The sequence below is a fragment of the Vibrio sp. SG41-7 genome, assembly GCF_014164465.1.
Lineage (GTDB): Bacteria > Pseudomonadota > Gammaproteobacteria > Enterobacterales > Vibrionaceae > Vibrio > Vibrio splendidus.
Genome location: NZ_JACJFF010000044.1, coordinates 14735 through 33164, shown reverse-complemented (window position 1 = coordinate 33164; position 18430 = coordinate 14735). Strand labels below are relative to the sequence as shown.

Here is an 18430-nt window from a genome sequence, read left to right as displayed (position 1 = left end):
CCCCATGTTGGTCATTCCAATGTGGGGTTTTTTGTTACCTGAAAAATTATTGTTATAATATAACAATTAGTGCATGGTCGACCTTGAAAAAAATTGTTAACAGCCTCATAGTGTCTATCATTAGATAGTTAGCTACAAAATATTGCCTAGACATATAATGTAGTGTTGTTAAATACATCGAATTTTCAAGTGAGTATAGCTATGGCGGAAGTGCGTGCCAGAATAGATTTCAAAGTAGGGGTAACAAGCAGTATTGATGCTGAACTTCTGTCTTTTCATGGATTGAAAACAGATAAAGAGCATGTTGCTGTGATATTTAAATCAGCAGACAAGACACAAGACATACCTCTTGTTCGTATGCACTCTGAGTGCCTGACTGGTGATGTTTTCCATTCCTCTCGCTGTGACTGTGGCGAGCAGCTAGACGAAACCATTAGAATTATGGGTGAGACGGGTGGAGTGATTCTTTACTTACGCCAAGAAGGTCGTGGTATTGGTTTATACAATAAAATCGATGCATACCGCCTGCAAAGTGAAGGTATGAACACTTACGAAGCCAATAACCATCTAGGTTTCGGTGATGATTTGCGTGATTTTACTGAAGCGGCAGAAATGCTTCGTGCTTTAGGAACCACAAAAATTCGCCTAGTTACTAACAACCCAAAGAAAATCAATGAGCTGAAATCTTTTGGTATTGAGATTGAAGAAGTGGTGAACACCTCTGCTCATGTTAAGTCGGGTAATGAAAGCTACCTGAAGGCAAAAGTCTCACACGGTAAGCATAATCTGGATATCTGATTAGTCTCTTTGTTGCGCTTAACATAAAAATGTTTAAAGACCTCACATATGTGAGGTTTTTTTGTATTTATCTTGCAATAAAATTGTAAGTTTGTATTATTCCAATCCGTAGTGCAAATGATAATGGTTTGCACTATTACTACGAATAATAATTTAAAGCTCAACAAGGATGCTTCATGACTATTAAATCTTTAGTGACAAAAGCCGTAACTTCGTCACTCCTTTTTGCCTCTGCTTCTTCTTTCGCAGCAGTAACTCAAGATCAAGTTGTAGAACATTACGCAGATATTGCTCATGCCGTGTTTGCAGATTCCGTAATTACAGCAAAAGCGTTGAACTCTTCTATTGATACCTTCTTAGCTTCTCCTTCTGCTGGCAATTTCGAACAAGTAAAACAAGCTTGGCTTGAGTCTCGCGTACCTTACCAGCAGTCAGAAGTATTCCGCTTTGGTAACGTTGTTGTTGACGATTGGGAAGGCCAATTGAACGCATGGCCACTTGATGAAGGCCTAATCGATTACGTTTCGACTGATTACCAATATGAGCTTGGTAACGAAGGCGCTAGCGCAAACATCGTTGCTAATAAAACTTTCCAAATTGGTCAGACAACGGTAGACGCAACCAACATTACTCCAGAACTAATTGCAGATCTCAACGAGATCGGTGGCTCTGAAGCAAACGTAGCGTCTGGCTACCACGCGATTGAATTCCTACTTTGGGGTCAAGATTTAAACGGCACAAACAGCGGTGCAGGTGAGCGTGCTTACACTGACTTCGTTGTTGGCGCTGAGTGTACTAATGGTAACTGTGACCGTCGTGGCGCATACCTAAAAGCATCAGCTGAATTGCTTATCCAAGATCTAGAATGGATGGAAAAACAGTGGGCTGAAGGCGAGAAAGGTAACTACCGTCAAGAGCTTCTTTCTGAATCTAGCGACAACGGCTTACGTAAAATGCTATTTGGCATGGGTTCACTGTCTCTAGGTGAACTAGCGGGTGAGCGTATGAAGGTTGCACTAGAAGCAAACTCTACTGAAGACGAGCACGATTGTTTCTCTGATAACACGCACAACTCTCACTACTACAACGAGCAAGGCATCTACAACGTTTACACGGGTCTATATAAGCGTGAAGACGGTACTCTGCTTTCAGGTCCAAGCCTGTTTGACCTAGTAGAGCAAAAAGATGAGCAAGCTGCGAAAGAGATCCAAAAGCAGTTTGACCTAGCACGTGCACAAGTTGGTCAACTAGTAACGTCTGCTGAGAAAAACAACCAGCACTTCGATCAGCTAATTGCTGCTGACAACTCTGCGGGTAACGCACTAGTAAACAAAACGATTGTTGCGCTAGTGTCTCAAACCGCTGCGATTGAGCGTGCCGCTGGTGTTATTGGTATTGATAGCCTTAACCCAGACACGGCTGATCACGAGTTCTAAGAACCCGAGACGAAAACAATTAAGGGCTCTCATTGAGCCCTTAATTGTTTGTTATTCAAAAAAGTTACTCCCACATAAAAACTAAAATCAAAAACACCGCAAGGCAATGTATGAAGTCGTATCTATCAGCCTCACTATTAACCGCACTGTTTTTCTTATCGCCATTACATGCCCATGAAACTTACTCTGGTGGTAAAACGACTGTGAAGAAAGAGGGAGCGAATGCTTTTTCTCTTCCTGCAGCCAATCTACCAATGAGCAAACGCTTGGATTTCAGTGTTGGTAACAGTTTCTTCAGAAACCCTTGGGTACCTGCACCCTCATCAACCGATGCGCGTGATGGGTTAGGCCCACTATTCAACACCAACGGTTGTCAAAACTGCCATATTAAAGATGGTCGTGGTCATGCGCCTGAAAAAGGCGATGAGAACGCGGTTTCAATGTTAGTTCGCTTAAGTATTCCAGCCGAAACGCCAGAGCAGAGACAAGCCTTCATTCGTGATGGTGGTATTCCAGAACCGACTTACGGCGGCCAGTTACAAGATTTCGCGCTTCAAGGTGTGAAACCAGAGGGTAAAGTGAACATCAGCTACACAGATGTTCCCGTTGAATTAAAAGACGGCACAGTCGTGACTCTGCGTAAACCAACCCTAAAGATTATTGATCTTGCTTTTGGCGAGATGCACCCTAAAACAGAGTTTTCTGAGCGCGTTGCGCCGCCAATGATTGGCCTTGGGCTGATGGTGAGCATTTCAAAAGAAACGATTCTTGGATTTGCTGATCAGCAATTGGCCGACAAGCAAGGTATTTCAGGTAAAGCTAACTATGTTCTCGATGTTCAAACCAACGAAATGGCTCTAGGTCGTTTTGGTTGGAAAGCTGGACAGCCAAACCTAATGCAGCAAAATGCGGCGGCGTTTAACGGTGATTTGGGCTTAACGAGTCGCTTATTCCCGAATGAAAACTGCACATCAGCGCAATCAACCTGTGATGATTTTCCAAATGGTGGCAAACCAGAAGTCAGCGACAACATTCTAGATTTTGTTGAGTTTTATTCTCAGCATCTAGCGGTGCCTATTCGTCGTAATGTCGACAATCCAGTCGTTGTTCAGGGTAAAAAGCTGTTTAAAGACGCGGGTTGTCAAAGTTGTCACCAAGCTGAATTCCGCACGGCAGAGCGTGAAGGTTTACCGGCACTGTCTAAGCAGTTAATTAGCCCATATACCGATATGTTGCTGCACGATATGGGTGAAGGCTTAGCGGATAACCGTCCTGAGTATCTTGCGAATGGCCAAGAATGGCGCACAACACCTTTATGGGGATTAGGCTACACCAAAGAAGTGAATGGCCACACGTTCTTACTTCATGATGGTCGTGCGAGAAATATTATGGAAGCTGTGCTTTGGCATGGCGGTGAAGCAGAAATGGCGAAACAAAACGTTTTAGCTCTTAGTAGCAGCGAGCGTGAAGCGCTATTGGCGTTCTTAAACTCGTTATAGGCTGAGTTGAATTCAGTTTAGTTAACGGCTAATGACTTAAGAAAGCCGCTATCAAACCACTTAGCACCGCTGAACTTGTAGGAATACGAGTCCAGCGGTCGTTTCGTATTTAATGAACTCATATAATTAAAAGAAAAATTAGGAAGTAAGGTAACAGCATGACACATAAATTTTTGTTAATGCCTTTGTCGGTATTAATCATGGCAGGCTGCCAATCATCGGGTGAGCAAGCCGCTTCATCTGAGGTTAACGGTGTGTCTTATCAAGCAGACACGACCGACCACATCAGTCGCAGTGTCTATCAACAAGAGTTTGATTCTGCAGTCCTATTCGCCAAGCAAGCCAACGAGCTAGAAGTCTTGATGCAGGGTTACTGCCAAACTAATGATGTTGAGTTAGGTGCTTTGAAAAGTCAGTGGCAGCTCACCATGAACCGCTGGATGGCACTACAAGGCCAAGAAAGAGGCCCAACAGCAGCGCTTGAAGAGAGCTGGAATGTTCAATTCTGGCCAGACAAAAAGAACACGACGGGTCTTAAGATGCGTCAGCTAACTCAGCAGAAAAAAGCTTGGACTCAAGACGAAATCGCGCAGCAGAGTGTGACCGTTCAAGGGCTAGGTGCGTTGGAATGGTCGCTTTATGACGAGCAATCGCCACTGCTTCAAGACAAAGCGCTAGGTTGCCAATCATCACAAGCGATTACTGAAAACTTAGCGATTAAGTCATCTTCGATTGCACAGGCATGGCAGGTTAACCCTTGGCTAGCGCTAGACGAGACTCGCTGGGAGTCTGAATACATCGCTTTATTGACCAACCAACTTGATTACAGCATGAAAAAGCTGAGTCGCCCGATGGCGAAAATTGGTCATCCGCGTCCTTACTTCTCAGAATCATGGCGTGCACAAACCTCGATGACTCAACTAAAAGCGAATGTAGCAGCACTTCAGAATTTGTACCTTGCCGATGGCAATGGTCTAGACGGCTTGTTGAGAGAGAAGGGCTTAAACGACCTAGCTGATCGCGTTGCTGACCAGTTCACATTGACGCTAGATACTTGGCCTACAGACTCAAGCTTGTTTGAGTTATTGCAGAGCAAAGAGGGCTATAGAGATGTGCTGACTCAATACAACAAACTAGAACGTTTGAAGTACCTCATTCATGAAGAAGTGGCGATAGAGCTTGGCGTGGTAATAGGATTTAATGCTACCGATGGTGACTGATACTACTCGAAGAACGCTACTCAAAGCTGCACTGGGTTGTGCAGCTGTTCCATTGCTTCCGTTTGGCTGCGCTAGTCGCTCTGGTGCTGTGAGCTCCTCTAGTGAGCCTCAATTAATCGGTTGTGCGCTGAACGGGCGAGGCCAATATTCAGCGGTTGTGGCTGACGAATATGGAATGCCATTGAGTCAGCTGCCGATCCCAGATCGTGGTCATGGCGTCGCGATTTGCCCAACCTCATCACATGCGGTGGTTTTTGCTCGTCGTCCTGGTGACTATTTTATGGTGTTTGACTATAAAAACGGTCAGCAGATCAAAATGGTCGTAAAAGGTAACAACCGTCACTTCTATGGTCATGGCGTTTACTCATTAGATGGTAAGTTACTGTATGCCACTGAAGGGAAAACGGACAGCAGCCAAGGTGTGATTGGCGTTTACGATGTCGAACAAGGCTATCGTAAGGTCGAAGAGTTCAGCGGGTTTGGTATTGGGCCTCATGAAGTGATCATCATGCCGGATGGTAATCTCGCGATCGGCGTTGGTGGCGTTCATACTGATGGTAGAACACCGAAAAACCTCGATTCGATGCAGCCGAGCTTGAGTTATGTTTCTCCTGAAGGTGTGTTACTTGATCAGGTTGAATTGTTGGATAAGAAGCTGAGCATTCGACACTTAGCCCATGATGGTGCTGAAACCGTGCTTTGTGGCCAGCAATATCGTGGCGAACCAGATGAGTATCCTTCGCTATTGGCGATGCATACTAAAGGAGGACAGTTTGAATCACTTAACGCAGAGCCAGAGCAATGGGCAAGGTTCAATCACTATATCGCAAGTATTGCGGCGTCAGACGATTGGATTATTGCGACTTCGCCAAGAGGCAACTGCTACGGTATTTGGTCTAAAGAAACCAAAGAGTTAGTAGAACTCTCTGCATTATCTGATGCTTCTGGCGCTGTGCTGCTTGATGGTGAGTTTCGACTAAGCTCTGGGGCGGGAAGTGTGGTAAGCCAAAGCAAGCCTTATGAGAAATCAACTCAACAATCATCGGTCCAGTGGGATAACCATTGGAGTTCAATCTGATTTATAAAGCCTCTTAAAAATAACATGCTTACTCCTATTTCTTTGCCATACTTATGAGATGGTTGGTGATGGAGTTAAGCATGTTCGCAAAATACTTCTGTGGATTATTAGTTCTAGTTTCTGTGCACGCATGGAGCTATACGAGTTCTGACGAGAGCCGATTTATTCCGGCTGATTCAGAGCTCTCTTTTATGCTGATTTATCCAGAGCTTACCCAGAGTATTTATCAAGACTCTTCTCTGCCTATTCTTTGGGATTCACCTGAACTTGTTAAGGCGTTTGAATTTCAATTGTCGCTTCTCGAACAAGCTCAAATGGCACCACTCTTCGAGCGACAACTCAAGCAAATTCGTCACTATCAATCTAATGCTCAATGGCAAGAGTTGGACATATTACTCACCGATACCTTTATCTACTACCTGAGCTACGTTGAAAATGCGCCGCTTGCCGGTAAAGAGTGGTACTTCTCGGGCAAGCTGCATTCCAAATTACCAGCGCCTTCTCCGCATATTCTGATGAGATTAAAAAGCAGCGTTGCCAATGATTACTTATTGGAGATGGTGTTGTCTTACGCGCCGCCTGTTGGGGATTTTGACCAATTCAAAGCAACCTATTCGGTGTTAGAAACCGCCTCTGAACTCAATATTGAACGATATAGACAGAAAGGTTTGAAGCGCTTGGGTGACGAGCTTTCAGACAAAACGGTTCTTGTTGAGCGCATTGCCTTGGTTGGTGTTGATACCTCGATGATCGCGGTTGATTTTCCCGAGTTCGATCGAGATCTGCAAACGGCGATTAAATCTTTTCAGCGCATGCACGGCCTTACAGACGATGGGATCGTCGGGCCAGATACGATCAAATGGATCAACATGAGCTTTGATGATCGATTGACTTCATTGGCTCTGAATGCCGAGCGTGTTCGTTTGTGGCCTAGAGACAGAGACTCTCTCATCGTCGTCAATGTCCCTAGTTTTGATATGAAGTATTGGGAAGATGGTGAAGAGGTCTTTGAGTCCAAAGTCGTGGTGGGCAGAAAGTCGCGAAAAACACCACTTTTAGAGATAAATCTCGATTCGGTCATCCTAAACCCGACTTGGAATGTGCCATGGAAAATCATGGTCAAAGACATCTTGCCTAAGGTGAAAGCGGACGAAAGCTATCTAGATACACACAACTTCCAAGTGATTGACGGTTGGCGCACTATGGAGACGGTCGACACCACTGAGATCGATTGGCAGACCATCAATTTCAATTCTTTCCCATATCGAATGCGTCAACAGGCGGGCTCACGTAATGCACTAGGTTTGTACAAGTTCAACACACCTAACAAGCGAGCCATCTACCTGCACGATACGCCAAGTAAAGGTCTGTTTAATGACGACTTCCGTGCTTATAGCTCCGGCTGCATACGTGTTGAACATGCAGAGGAATTGGCTGAGTTGTTGTTTGCTACTAAGGTAAGGAAAGTGCCTAACCAAAGTGATGACCTTGCTCCTAATACTAAGGTGCGACTCAAGAAGCGAATCCCCGTACATATCATTTATCAAACCGTATTGTTTGAAGAAGGGGGCATACAGTATCGTGGTGACATCTATCAATATGATAAAGAGGGTGGTTAATTATCAGCGAAGCCAATAAGGGTGATCTTGACCAAAAAATGACAACTAAGCTTCTATTGATAAAATTATAATGTGGATCAATAACTAACCGTGCAAAGGTTACAAATACTAACTTTTTGGGCGGTTTTTGTACGTTGACGCAGCAATTACCATTATGTATCGTGCATTTTTCGTTCGATCTAATTGGTTTTTTTGCTGTATGTCTCAAAGTTTATTTTCACGCCGTCAGTTTCTGACTTACGCTGGTGGTACCGCTGTTGTCGCCTCAATTACTCCTTCTATCGCTTTTGCTTCATACCCTGATCAACCAAGAACGATTAGCATGAACAATCTTCACACTGGTGAACGATTAGAGACCTGTTATTTCGATGGCACTAACTATGTTGGTGACGAGATGGCACGCCTCAGCAAATTATGTCGCGATTTCCGCCGTAATGAAATTCACCCAATGGATAAGAACCTGTTTGATCAGATCACTCAGATTCAAAATGTCTTAGGTATTCAAAAAGAAGTTCAAATCATCTCTGGTTACCGTTCTCCTGCGACCAATGAAGCATTGCGCTCTAAGTCGAGTGGCGTAGCTAAGAAGAGCTACCACATGTTGGGTAAAGCGATTGATTTCCGTATTGATGGCGTCAACCTAAAAGAATTAAGAGACGTAGCTAAAAGTCTGAACGCGGGTGGTGTTGGTTATTATGCGCGTAGCAACTTTATCCATATCGATACTGGCCCAGTTCGCAGCTGGTAGCGCTAGGCTTAGATTGCGAGCGAAACGGTAGGGACTTGTCAAAGTAGACATCCAATGTCATAGTTTGCCCAAATTTCAGTTTGCCCTTTAAGGTTTGTATATGTCTCTCAAGTATCAAGTTGTCCCTGTTACCTCTTTCTCTCAAAACTGCTCAATTGTGTGGTGTGATGAGACAATGGAAGGCATCGTTGTCGATCCGGGCGGTGATGTTCAACAGCTGGCTGCGATCATTGAAGAGCTAGGTGTTAAAGTGGTGAACTTGGTTCTGACGCACGGTCACTTAGACCATGTGGGCGGCACTGTACCGCTTGCTGAGATCTTGAACGTGAACATTGTTGGCCCGCATAAAGCCGATAACTTTTGGCTTCAAGGTCTAGAGAATCAAAGCCAGATGTTTGGTTTCCCACTGTGCAAAGCCTTTGAACCAAACACATGGTTGGAAGAGGGCGACAAAGTGACTTTTGGTAACCAAGTGATTGATGTGATTCATACTCCGGGTCATACGCCTGGTCACGTTGTACTGTTCAGCGAGCAAGCGCGCATGGCGTTTGTTGGTGATGTTTTATTTAACGGTGCTATTGGTCGTACGGATTTCCCTCAAGGTGATTTCAACACGCTGATTGCTTCAATCAAGACTAAGCTTTGGCCACTAGGCAGCGACGTAACATTCGTTCCGGGTCATGGCCCTGAGTCTACATTTGGCCGTGAGCGCGCATCAAACCCATTCGTAGCAGATGAAATGCCTCTGTACTAGGTCTTTGATTTAATAGAAGAACGATTGAAAATGAAGCTTAGCTTTTCCTATGAAAGCTAAGCTTTTTTATTGCGTGCGAGTTTATTTTTAAACCTGTTTAATTTTAATCAGAAAGACGCCCGGCAGCCGCCAAGTAGCGTCGAGCAAGTCCAATAAACTCTTCTCCACTCATATTCAAATCTTGAGTTGATATGAAAATATCGTAGCCGTGGAAACCCCTCTGATATTTCATCCTATTCGCAAGCATCGCCTGCAATCCTGAATAGTCTTTAATCACTGCGTTTTGCGCATTCGATTTATGGGATTTCGATTCATGGGATGAATCTGGGCTAGTCTGTGTTTGGCTATCGTTGAAGATAACCTCGTCAGTATTTTGTGACTCTTTATATCTGTTCAGTTCCACACAACCGCTCTCAGTGCAGCGAGCATGGTAATGCGATGAGTCGAGCACCATATCTTCAAAGTTTGACTCTTTACCCGCTTGCTTGGCGCCCAGATACAAAAGTGCTCGCTGGCTCAGCAATAACTCGCAAGTGATTTTAGGGCAAATTGAATCGAGGTAGGGCGAGTAATCTTTAACCTTGATACCAACCCAAGGAAGAGGTTGATGCCACCCATCTTGTTCGTAAGTACATAGGCCAATCTTTTCAATATTACTCCACTTTAAAACCCACCCACCTTTATAAAAATGCTGCTGAAAATGCGTCGGTGTGAGAGTGAACATCACTCTGCTGCGCAACATTAAATAATAACCAGTTCCGAGTAGGGCAATAATGCAAAATGCACCCACGATCAGTAACTTTGGATTGTCACTGTACAGAGCAACGATCAAGCAAACGAAGCCTAAAACAACGGCCAGAATACGGTACGAACGTGTGAACGAAGGCAAAGAGAAATTTGTAAGGTGACGAGTGTCCATAGGCAACACCAAGTTTTCATATTTTTGTCTGGATGGATAACCAGTGTATATGACCCTGAATTGATAAGTCGATGATTAAATAATAGACGCTAGTAGACAATATCGGTATTTTTCGTCGACTTTCGGCGCTTCACTCTACAAATAGCTCCTGTTTTTTGGTATAAATCGCGCTTCAAATTTTCACCACTGCGAAAAGAGCAGTGAACTGGAGAAATATTCAATGAGACTTGCTCATAAGCGTAAGGTGCAGGCTAAACTGCAGAAACGCACTAAAGCGGCTGTAGTTAAAGCAGTGGCAACGCCGAAAAAAGCGAAGCCTGTCGCAGAGAAAGTTGTAGCAGAAAAAACTGTAGCAGCAAAACCAGCGGTAGAGAAAGCAGTAGCAGCAACTAAAGAAGTTGCAGTAGCACTGACTCCTAAGCAACAACAAGTTCTAGACATCGTTGTTAGCAATGCTGAAGGCATTAACCCTAAAGGTATCGGCCTAGCAGCTGGTCAAGAAGACGCGAAAGCAGCTTCATGGGCAACAGGCGCATTGAAAAAACTTCTTGAAGAAAACCTAGTAGCGAAAGAGCAACTTGCAGGTAACAAGGTTATCTACAAAGCTATCTAATCCCGCGGGATTACATTCGCTTCGTTAAAGTTTTTAAGCCTCGATTTTCGAGGCTTTTTTGTATCTGACGGATCATGTTAATCCCAAACCCAAAACCAGAACCCAATCCCAAACTCAAACTCAAACTCAAACTCAAACCCCTAAACCCCTAAACCCCTAAACCCATACTTATATTCAAACCTAGCATTCGAACCTAGCCCCAGAAGCCTTATTCCCAATCGGCTGATCTCTTTCGTTATTCATCTGTCTGTCGCGTGTCCCATGTTTCGAATCAGTAAGCACCAAAGTAGGGCGTCTGATTCTCTGAAACCTTGATTCTCATGGATTGAATGCATTTAGGTGCGTATTTGATCTGTGGTGTGAATAGAGCTTCATCACGAAATGGCAATCAATTGTTAACGGTATTTAATTATTAATACTTAGGTATTTATCAATAAGCATTTCCCTGATGAATGGAGTAAGTCCTTTAAAATCGACATAACTCAATTATCTCCTACGTAGTTCTACGTAATCCTTTGGTCTAATACGCAGTTTGTGTGGGCCTGTCGTGCGTGCTCTCCCTGATATCTAGTTGCCTCATCAAGGTGCACTCTTATGTTGAACCATAAAAAATACTCACAGAAAGAGTGTTAATCCAACAAAAGGACGTGAACATGAGTCTCATTTCTAACTCCCTCACACGAGTTTTTAAAAACGTTGCGGTTACTGCAGCGGCTTGTTTAGCTTTGGTCGCCACTGGCGCCACAGCTGCTGATAAGGTTTATCGCTTGAAGCTTGCTGAAACATGGGGACCAAACTTCCCTGTTTTCGGTGATGCAACCAAAAACATGGCTGCGATGGCTGAGAAAATGTCGAATGGTCGACTGCAAATCAGAATCGATTCAGCAAACAAACACAAAGCACCGCTTGGCGTTTTTGACATGGTTAAGTCTGGTCAATACGACATGGGTCACTCAGGCTCTTACTACTGGAAAGGTAAAGTTCCAAACACTCTTTACTTCACTTCTATGCCTTTCGGTATGACGCCAGCAGAACAATACGCGTGGTTCTATCACGGTGGCGGTATGGAGTTGATGGAGCAGGTTTACTCTCCACACAACCTAATGTCGTTCCCGGGTGGTAACACGGATATTCAGATGGGTGGTTGGTTTCAAAAAGAGATCAACAGCGTTGAAGATCTGCAAGGTCTGAAAATGCGAATCCCAGGCTTTGCTGGTGAGATCCTTGCGGAGCTAGGTGCTAAGCCGACTAACATTGCCCCTGGTGAGCTTTACACGTCTTTAGAGCGTCGCACAATCGATGCACTAGAGTGGGTGGGTCCATCACTTGATTTGCGCATGGGTTTCCACAAGATTGCGCCTTACTACTACACAGGTTGGCATGAGCCGGGTTCAGAGCTGCAATTCCTAGTGAACAAGCGTACATGGAACAAGCTTCCTGAAGACCTACAAGAAATCTTGCGTGTTGCAATGCGTACAGCGGCTTACGACATGTATACACAAGCAACGCACGAAAGTGGCAAGAACTGGGTTTCAATGAAAACAGAATACCCAGACGTACAAGTTAAAGATTTCCCGCCTGAAGTCATGTCGGCACTGAAAGAAGCGAACGATCGCCTACTTGCTGCACATGCTGAGAAAGATGAGTTGGCGAAAGAGATCCAAGCTTCACAAACAAGCTACCTAGAGCAAGTGCGCTCTTGGACGGATATTTCACATAGAGCTTATCTAAATAGCCAAGCGAAATAATCGACAGTTGTTGAACTGAAGCTAAATGAACCCAAAGCTGTTCTTGTTAGGTAACTAAGAGTGACTAAGCGGCGGGTTCATTTTAAACATAATAATTAAGCAGGATAAATCCTGTAACAAGATCCCAAGAACCCTTTCTACGTCGTGCATCTTGTTAGCGCTACTTGTTTTAGTTGCCCTAACTCTAATACGCGATGTCTTTTCAAATTCCATGGAGTCGGGAATGCGAAGTCTAATTTATATTGAACGCCTATTTAATCGTATCGGTGATGCACTGGGATGGCTTTCCAGTATGTTGTTTATCCTTCTTGTTGCGAACGTTGTGTATGACGTTGTGATGCGATACGCCTTTAACGATGTGTCTATCGCCTTCCAAGAAATGGAATGGCATCTATTCTCAGCTGTTTTCCTATTAGGTGTTCCTTATGCCATCAAAGCGGGTGGCCACGTGCGAGTGGATGTTTTTTACGAACAACTCAGCTTCAAGGCACAAGCGATTATTGACCTAATAGGCACCGTTGTCTTCCTGCTTCCTTTCTGTTTGCTGGTGGCTTGGTTTGGTATCGATGTGGCCAAAGAGAGTTATAACCTGGGTGAAACGTCGGGCGATCCCGGTGGCTTGCCGTATCGTTGGATCATTAAAGCGATGATCCCACTGTCGTTTTTCTTGATGGCAGTCAGTGGCGTTGGCTTGATTCTGCATTCGTTGAACAAGATTTTTAATCCGCACCTTATCCATGCAAATAACACGCATGCAAATAATACTCACACAAACAATACTCACACAAAGAATAAGTAGAGGCTGAACATGATTGGAATAGTAATGTTTTTCGTAGCCTTGTTTGCACTTTTACTTGGCTTCCCGGTCGCGTTCACCTTTGGTGGTATCGCGTTAATCTTTGGTGTTTGGGCTGAAGGCATCGAAATGTTCGCCTTCATGCCATATCGAATTCAATCGATCATGGAAAATACGGTGCTGATGGCCGTTCCATTGTTCGTTTTCATGGGGCTTGTTCTGCAAAAGACCAAGCTTGCTGAGCAGTTGCTTGAGTCAATGGGACGACTGTTTGGTGGTGTTCGTGGTGGTATTGCGATCTCGACGGTACTCGTGGGTTCACTGCTTGCGGCTTCAACGGGCGTAGTAGGTGCTTCTGTGGTTGCCATGGGTCTTATCTCGTTGCCAGTTATGCTCAAGTACAACTACGACAAAGGCTTAGCCTGCGGCACTATTTGTGCGTCTGGCACGTTAGGGCAAATCATTCCGCCTTCTATCGTACTGATCTTATTAGGTGATGTACTCGGTGTGCCAGTAGGGGACTTGTTTCAAGCGGCGATTTGGCCGGGCGTAATGTTGGTGGGCGCGTATATCGTTTATATCTTGATATACGCCAAGCTTAACCCAGAAGCGGCTCAACCAATTGAACGTGATGACTCAATTAGTCGTAAACAAGAAGTCATCAATGCACTGAAAGCTATCGTACCGCCACTCGCGCTGATCATTGTGGTATTGGGCTCTATCTTCGCGGGTGTTGCCACGCCGACAGAGTCAGCTGCATTAGGTGGCGCGGGTGCCTTGGTACTTGCTTTGCTGTACGGTCAATTCAGTTGGTCGATGGTGTATGAAGCGTCCAAAGAAACGGTGAAAGTCACGGCAATGGTCTTTGCTATCTTGCTTGGTGCGACGGCATTCTCGATGGCGTTTACCTATACTGGCGGTGACTATCTAGTTGAAGAGTGGATGCTGCAGTTGCCGGGTGAAAAATGGGGCTTCTTGATCATTACCATGTTGGTGATTTTGATTCTGGGTTTTTTCATCGACTTCGTAGAAATCTGTTTCATCATCGTGCCGATCATTGCGCCTGTTGCTGAACTGATGGGCATCAACATGACTTGGTTCGCTATCCTTATCGCGATGAACCTACAAACCTCCTTCTTAACGCCGCCATTTGGTTTTAGTTTGTTCTATTTGAAAGGGGTTGCACCGAAAGGCGTCACCACAAAAGACATCTACCGAGGCGTGATGCCGTTCATTCTGATTCAAATCCTCGTACTTGGATCACTTCTCGCTTTCCCTTCTTTCTATGGAATGTGAGTGAAGCCAAGAATGTGAATGATATGTTTCAACGGCTATCTATAAATTGCTAAAGTAAAACGGCTTATTGATGTTCAGTAAGCCGTTTTTTGTGAGGGAAAGGAATGCCTCTAAAAGCTAAGCTGATTTTGCTGACGCTACTCCCGTTGCTACTGGTCACGGCGAGCATAAGTTGGATCTCGTTACACCAAACCAAGACGTTGGGTGCGAAAGAGGTCGAGATCTTCAGAGACAGCTTAATCAAGTCGCGTGAAAACGCCCTCAAAGACACGGTCGACCTCGCATTCGATGCGATCGAACATATCTACAACGACCCCGATATCAAAGAAGCGCAAGCCAAAAAAGAAGTTCGAACCATATTGTCTAAACTTAGATATGGCTCTGATGGTTATTTCTTCGCATATGATCGCCACGGAACCAACTTGGTTCATCCGATACAGCCGGAATTGATTGGAAAAAATCTGCTTCAATTGCAAGATGAAGATGGTGATTTTCTGATAGAAGCACTGCTAAGAGAGGCGCAAACCGGAGGAGGATTCCACCAGTATTTGTGGCAAAAGCCCTCGACTGGGGAAGTGGTCTCTAAGCTGAGTTACGCCGCTTGGTTAGAGCGTTGGGATTGGATGATTGGCACGGGTTTGTATATTGAAGACGTGCACCAAGAAGTGGCTTCGATGCAGGCTGCGATCAACAAGAATATTGAAACCACGTTCTTCTCGATTGTGGTGATTCTTAGCGTGACGGTGGCGGTTATTATCGTGCTGACGTTGGCCATTAACATGCATGAACATCGAATCGCGGATAATAATTTAAAAGAGCTCGCCCATAAAACGGTGATGTTCCAAGAAGACGAGAAGAAGCATTTAGCGCGAGAGCTACATGACGGTATTAATCAATTATTAGTATCAAGTCGTTGCCACTTAGAACTACTTGGTAATAAGTTACAAAATGAAGACCTCAAAGCGCATTTGAATAAGTCGCAGCATTCATTGATGCGAGCGATCGAAGAGGTGAGGCACATCTCGCATCAACTTCGCCCAAGTTCTTTGGATGATATCGGCTTAGAAGCGGCGCTGTCTTCGTTGTTATTGGATTTTCAGGCGCACTCGGGTATTGAGGTTGAAACCTTGTTTAGCACTCAGCCCGGAAAATTGAAATCAGAGGCCGCGACGACCTTATATCGAGTGGTGCAAGAGTCCCTAAATAACATAGAGAAACACGCACAAGCGACCAAAGTAACGGTTATCGCGCAGCAAATTGGCAACGTGTTACAGCTTCTAATCCAAGACAACGGTGTCGGTTTCAATACCTATAAAGCGATGGAAAAACGAGGGATCGGTCTACGTAACATGAGAGAGCGAGTGGAATTCATTGGTGGTGATTTTGAGCTGATGAGTGAGATTGGCCTTGGAACGGAAATTACAGTGTTACTGACACTAGAGGGATTAATGAATGAGTGAAGTTATTCGAGTTGTGATCGCTGACGATCACCAAGTGGTACTGGATGGCTTTATGGCGAGATTGGAACTTGAGCCAGATATTAGCGTGATAGGTACGGCCAGTAATGGATTAGAAGCGGTTGAGGTCGTTAAGTCTCTGCGCCCTGATGTGGTGTTGATGGATATCAGCATGCCTATCATGAACGGCATTGATGCGACCCATCTGATTAAAGAAGAAGACCCAGAAGCGAAGGTGTTGATGCTGACTATGCATAACAACCGTGAATACATCATGAAGGTGATGCAATCGGGCGCAGTCGGCTATATGTTGAAAGAGATTTCGGCTGAAAAAATGGTGCAAGCGATCAAAACGGTCAATCAAGGCTCGACCTATTTTTGTGAAAAAGTGACACAGAATTTGTTCACTCAGCCGATTACTCCCACGCAATCTGTGAAAAATCCATTGAGCAGGCGTGAAGAAGCGGTATTGAAATTAGTCGCAAAAGGGGAGAGCAGTAAAGAGATCGCGAAGGGTTTGAATATCAGTTACCGAACGGTTGAAACCCACAGACAAAACATCAAGCATAAACTGGATATTCACTCTACGGCAGAGCTTGCCAAGTACGCTGTCAATTCGGGGCTTGTGGAGTAATCGTACGCTAAATGACACTAAATGTGTAATTTAATTACTAAATGTGTAATTCAGCCCTGCTTTTTGGAGGTTTTTTTAGTATTTTTGCGACAGGTTGATATTCTTCTTTTCGAAATTTAGGTGCAGAATGCAATGTTGCAAACTGTGCGCTACCAATTAGAGAGGAAGCATGGAGCCTGTAAAAGATAGGTATAGTATTGAAAATACCGATTATACAGTAGGACAAGATAACGTTCAGAAATGGGGTTTTGATGTTCACAACCCAGTATTTGGAATCAGTGCAGGAGCGATCATTGTCTTCTTGGTTGCACTTCTAGTCGCAGATCCAGAAACCGCAAAAGCGGCACTGGATGGAATCAAATGGAAAGTCATCGGTAACTTCGATGGTTTCTTCATGTGGGCAGCCAACATCTTTGTTATCTTCTGTTTTGCCCTCATTGTCTCCCCGTATGGCAAGATACGTATTGGTGGCAATGATGCCAAAGCAGAGCACTCTAACCTGTCTTGGATGTCGATGTTATTCGCCGCAGGAATGGGTATTGGCCTGATGTTCTGGGGTGTAGCTGAACCCGTCGCTTACTTTACTGGTTGGTATGAAACACCGCTCGGTGTTGAAGCTTATTCTCCTGAAGCGGCTAAGTTGGCATTAGGTGCAACCATCTACAACTGGGGTCTTCACGGTTGGTCGATTTACGCTGTTGTTGCTCTAGCCCTCGCTTTCTTCACATTTAATAAAGGGTTACCGCTTTCAATTCGCTCAATCTTTTACCCACTATTAGGTGATAGAACTTGGGGTTGGTTTGGTCATATTGTTGATATCGTTGCGGTATTGGCAACACTATTTGGCCTTGCAACATCATTGGGCCTAGGCGCACAACAAGCGACCAGTGGTATTAACCATGTGTTTGGTACCGATGGTGGTATTGGCATGCAGTTAGTTGTTATCGCAGTGGTTACTTTCTTAGCAACAATGTCAGTCATTCGCGGCATTAACGGTGGTGTAAAGGTTCTGAGTAACATCAATATGTTGGTTGCTTTGGGTTTACTTATCTTTGTGACGATCGCTGGTGGTATGGCGGGTATTAAAGCAATCCCAACCGCGCTAATGGGTTACATTGAAAACTTTATTCCTCTAAGTAATCCTCATGGTCGTGACGATGAAACTTGGATGCAGGGTTGGACGGTATTCTACTGGGCTTGGTGGATGTCTTGGTCACCATTCGTTGGTATGTTCATCGCTCGTATCTCTAAAGGTCGTACTATTCGTGAATTCATCGTCGCTGTATTGTTCATCCCAACGACAGTAATCATCATCTGGATGGCTATTTTCGGTGGTATCGCGATTGATCAAGTGGCGAACAAGGTGGGTGAGATAGGCGTGAATGGTTTGCAAGATATTACGCTTTCTCTATTCCACACTTATGATGCGCTACCAATGAGTTCTATGCTTTCTGTAGTATCGATTGGTTTGATTATGGTGTTCTTCATCACCTCGTCAGATTCAGGCTCATTAGTTATCGACAGCATTACTTCTGGCGGTAAAGTTGATGCCCCTGTTCCTCAACGTGTATTTTGGGCGTTGATGGGCGGTGCGATTGCAGCCGTTCTATTGTGGGTTGGCGGTACAGAATCCATTCAAGCACTGCAAGCTGGAACGGTATCAATGGCGCTACCATTTGCGTTCATATTATTGCTTATGTGCCTAAGCTTATTGTTAGGTTTACGAACTGAAAATCAATTAGTTAACCAGCAAAATGCTTTGAGCTAAAAGTATTTTCTGAATAAAGGTCGACAGGGTCGGCCTTTTTTTCGTCA

General features: G+C 44.6%; 16 protein-coding genes. 15 read left to right on the top strand and 1 reads right to left on the bottom strand.

All coding sequences use genetic code 11. The features are described 5' to 3' along the window. The first annotated feature begins 201 nt into the window (after nt 1–201). The 8 genes from ribA to H5300_RS13330 all read left to right on the top strand — a co-directional run bounded on the left by ribA (nt 202) and on the right by H5300_RS13330 (nt 9152). Nucleotides 202–798 (top strand): GTP cyclohydrolase II, encoded by a 597-nt coding sequence (gene ribA / locus H5300_RS13365; protein WP_004733379.1) that lies wholly within the window; start codon nt 202–204, stop codon nt 796–798. 176 nt (nt 799–974) lie between these two features. Next, entirely contained in the window at nt 975–2234 is a 1260-nt protein-coding gene (locus H5300_RS13360; RefSeq protein WP_102454259.1) for an imelysin family protein, read from the top strand. Nucleotides 2235–2344: 110 nt separating this feature from the next. Next, entirely contained in the window at nt 2345–3733 is a 1389-nt protein-coding gene (locus H5300_RS13355) for a di-heme oxidoredictase family protein (protein WP_182796155.1), read from the top strand. 158 nt (nt 3734–3891) lie between these two features. Continuing rightward, nucleotides 3892–4953 carry an imelysin family protein gene (locus H5300_RS13350; RefSeq protein WP_182796154.1) on the top strand — a complete coding sequence of 354 codons (1062 nt, stop codon included), beginning with the start codon at nt 3892–3894 and terminating at the stop codon, nt 4951–4953. Beyond that, the gene (locus tag H5300_RS13345; protein WP_182796153.1) at nt 4943–6031 is read left to right on the top strand and encodes a DUF1513 domain-containing protein; all 1089 of its coding nucleotides are present in this window, start codon (nt 4943–4945) and stop codon (nt 6029–6031) included. Before H5300_RS13350 ends, H5300_RS13345 begins: the two co-directional genes overlap by 11 nt. 80 nt (nt 6032–6111) lie before the next feature. Further along, complete coding sequence (locus tag H5300_RS13340; protein ID WP_182796152.1) at nt 6112–7650, top strand: murein L,D-transpeptidase; 1539 nt, start codon at nt 6112–6114, stop codon at nt 7648–7650. 199 nt (nt 7651–7849) lie between these two features. After that, entirely contained in the window at nt 7850–8398 is a 549-nt protein-coding gene (locus tag H5300_RS13335; protein WP_004733385.1) for a YcbK family protein, read from the top strand. 100 nt (nt 8399–8498) lie between these two features. Beyond that, the gene (locus H5300_RS13330) at nt 8499–9152 is read left to right on the top strand and encodes an MBL fold metallo-hydrolase (RefSeq protein ID WP_004733386.1); all 654 of its coding nucleotides are present in this window, start codon (nt 8499–8501) and stop codon (nt 9150–9152) included. Between the two features lie 103 nt (nt 9153–9255). Here the strand turns inward: H5300_RS13330 and H5300_RS13325 are convergent, their stop codons facing one another. Next, complete coding sequence (locus H5300_RS13325) at nt 9256–10071, bottom strand: DUF2982 domain-containing protein (protein ID WP_182796151.1); 816 nt, start codon at nt 10069–10071, stop codon at nt 9256–9258. Nucleotides 10072–10291: 220 nt separating this feature from the next. On the opposite strand from H5300_RS13325, the gene H5300_RS13320 reads away from it, so the two are divergent. From H5300_RS13320 to H5300_RS13290, 7 genes are all read left to right on the top strand, one after another. Beyond that, on the top strand, nt 10292–10684 hold the full coding sequence (locus H5300_RS13320; RefSeq protein ID WP_004733388.1) for a hypothetical protein: 393 nt from the start codon (nt 10292–10294) through the stop codon (nt 10682–10684). A gap of 653 nt (nt 10685–11337) precedes the next feature. Continuing rightward, nucleotides 11338–12432 carry a TRAP transporter substrate-binding protein gene (locus tag H5300_RS13315; RefSeq protein WP_102483140.1) on the top strand — a complete coding sequence of 365 codons (1095 nt, stop codon included), beginning with the start codon at nt 11338–11340 and terminating at the stop codon, nt 12430–12432. Between the two features lie 211 nt (nt 12433–12643). Beyond that, complete coding sequence (locus H5300_RS13310) at nt 12644–13231, top strand: TRAP transporter small permease subunit (RefSeq protein WP_026012254.1); 588 nt, start codon at nt 12644–12646, stop codon at nt 13229–13231. A 9-nt stretch (nt 13232–13240) separates the two neighbouring features. Next, nucleotides 13241–14524, top strand: coding sequence for a TRAP transporter large permease subunit (locus H5300_RS13305; RefSeq protein WP_017083881.1), 1284 nt, complete (start codon nt 13241–13243; stop codon nt 14522–14524). A 104-nt stretch (nt 14525–14628) separates the two neighbouring features. Then, the gene (locus H5300_RS13300; RefSeq protein WP_017078693.1) at nt 14629–15984 is read left to right on the top strand and encodes a cache domain-containing protein; all 1356 of its coding nucleotides are present in this window, start codon (nt 14629–14631) and stop codon (nt 15982–15984) included. Then, a complete protein-coding gene (locus tag H5300_RS13295; protein ID WP_004733393.1) occupies nt 15977–16615 on the top strand; it encodes a response regulator transcription factor in 639 nt (212 codons plus the stop codon). The genes H5300_RS13300 and H5300_RS13295 overlap by 8 nt, the downstream gene beginning before the upstream one ends. 169 nt (nt 16616–16784) lie before the next feature. Next, a complete protein-coding gene (locus H5300_RS13290; protein WP_004733394.1) occupies nt 16785–18383 on the top strand; it encodes a BCCT family transporter in 1599 nt (532 codons plus the stop codon). Nucleotides 18384–18430: the final 47 nt, after the last annotated feature.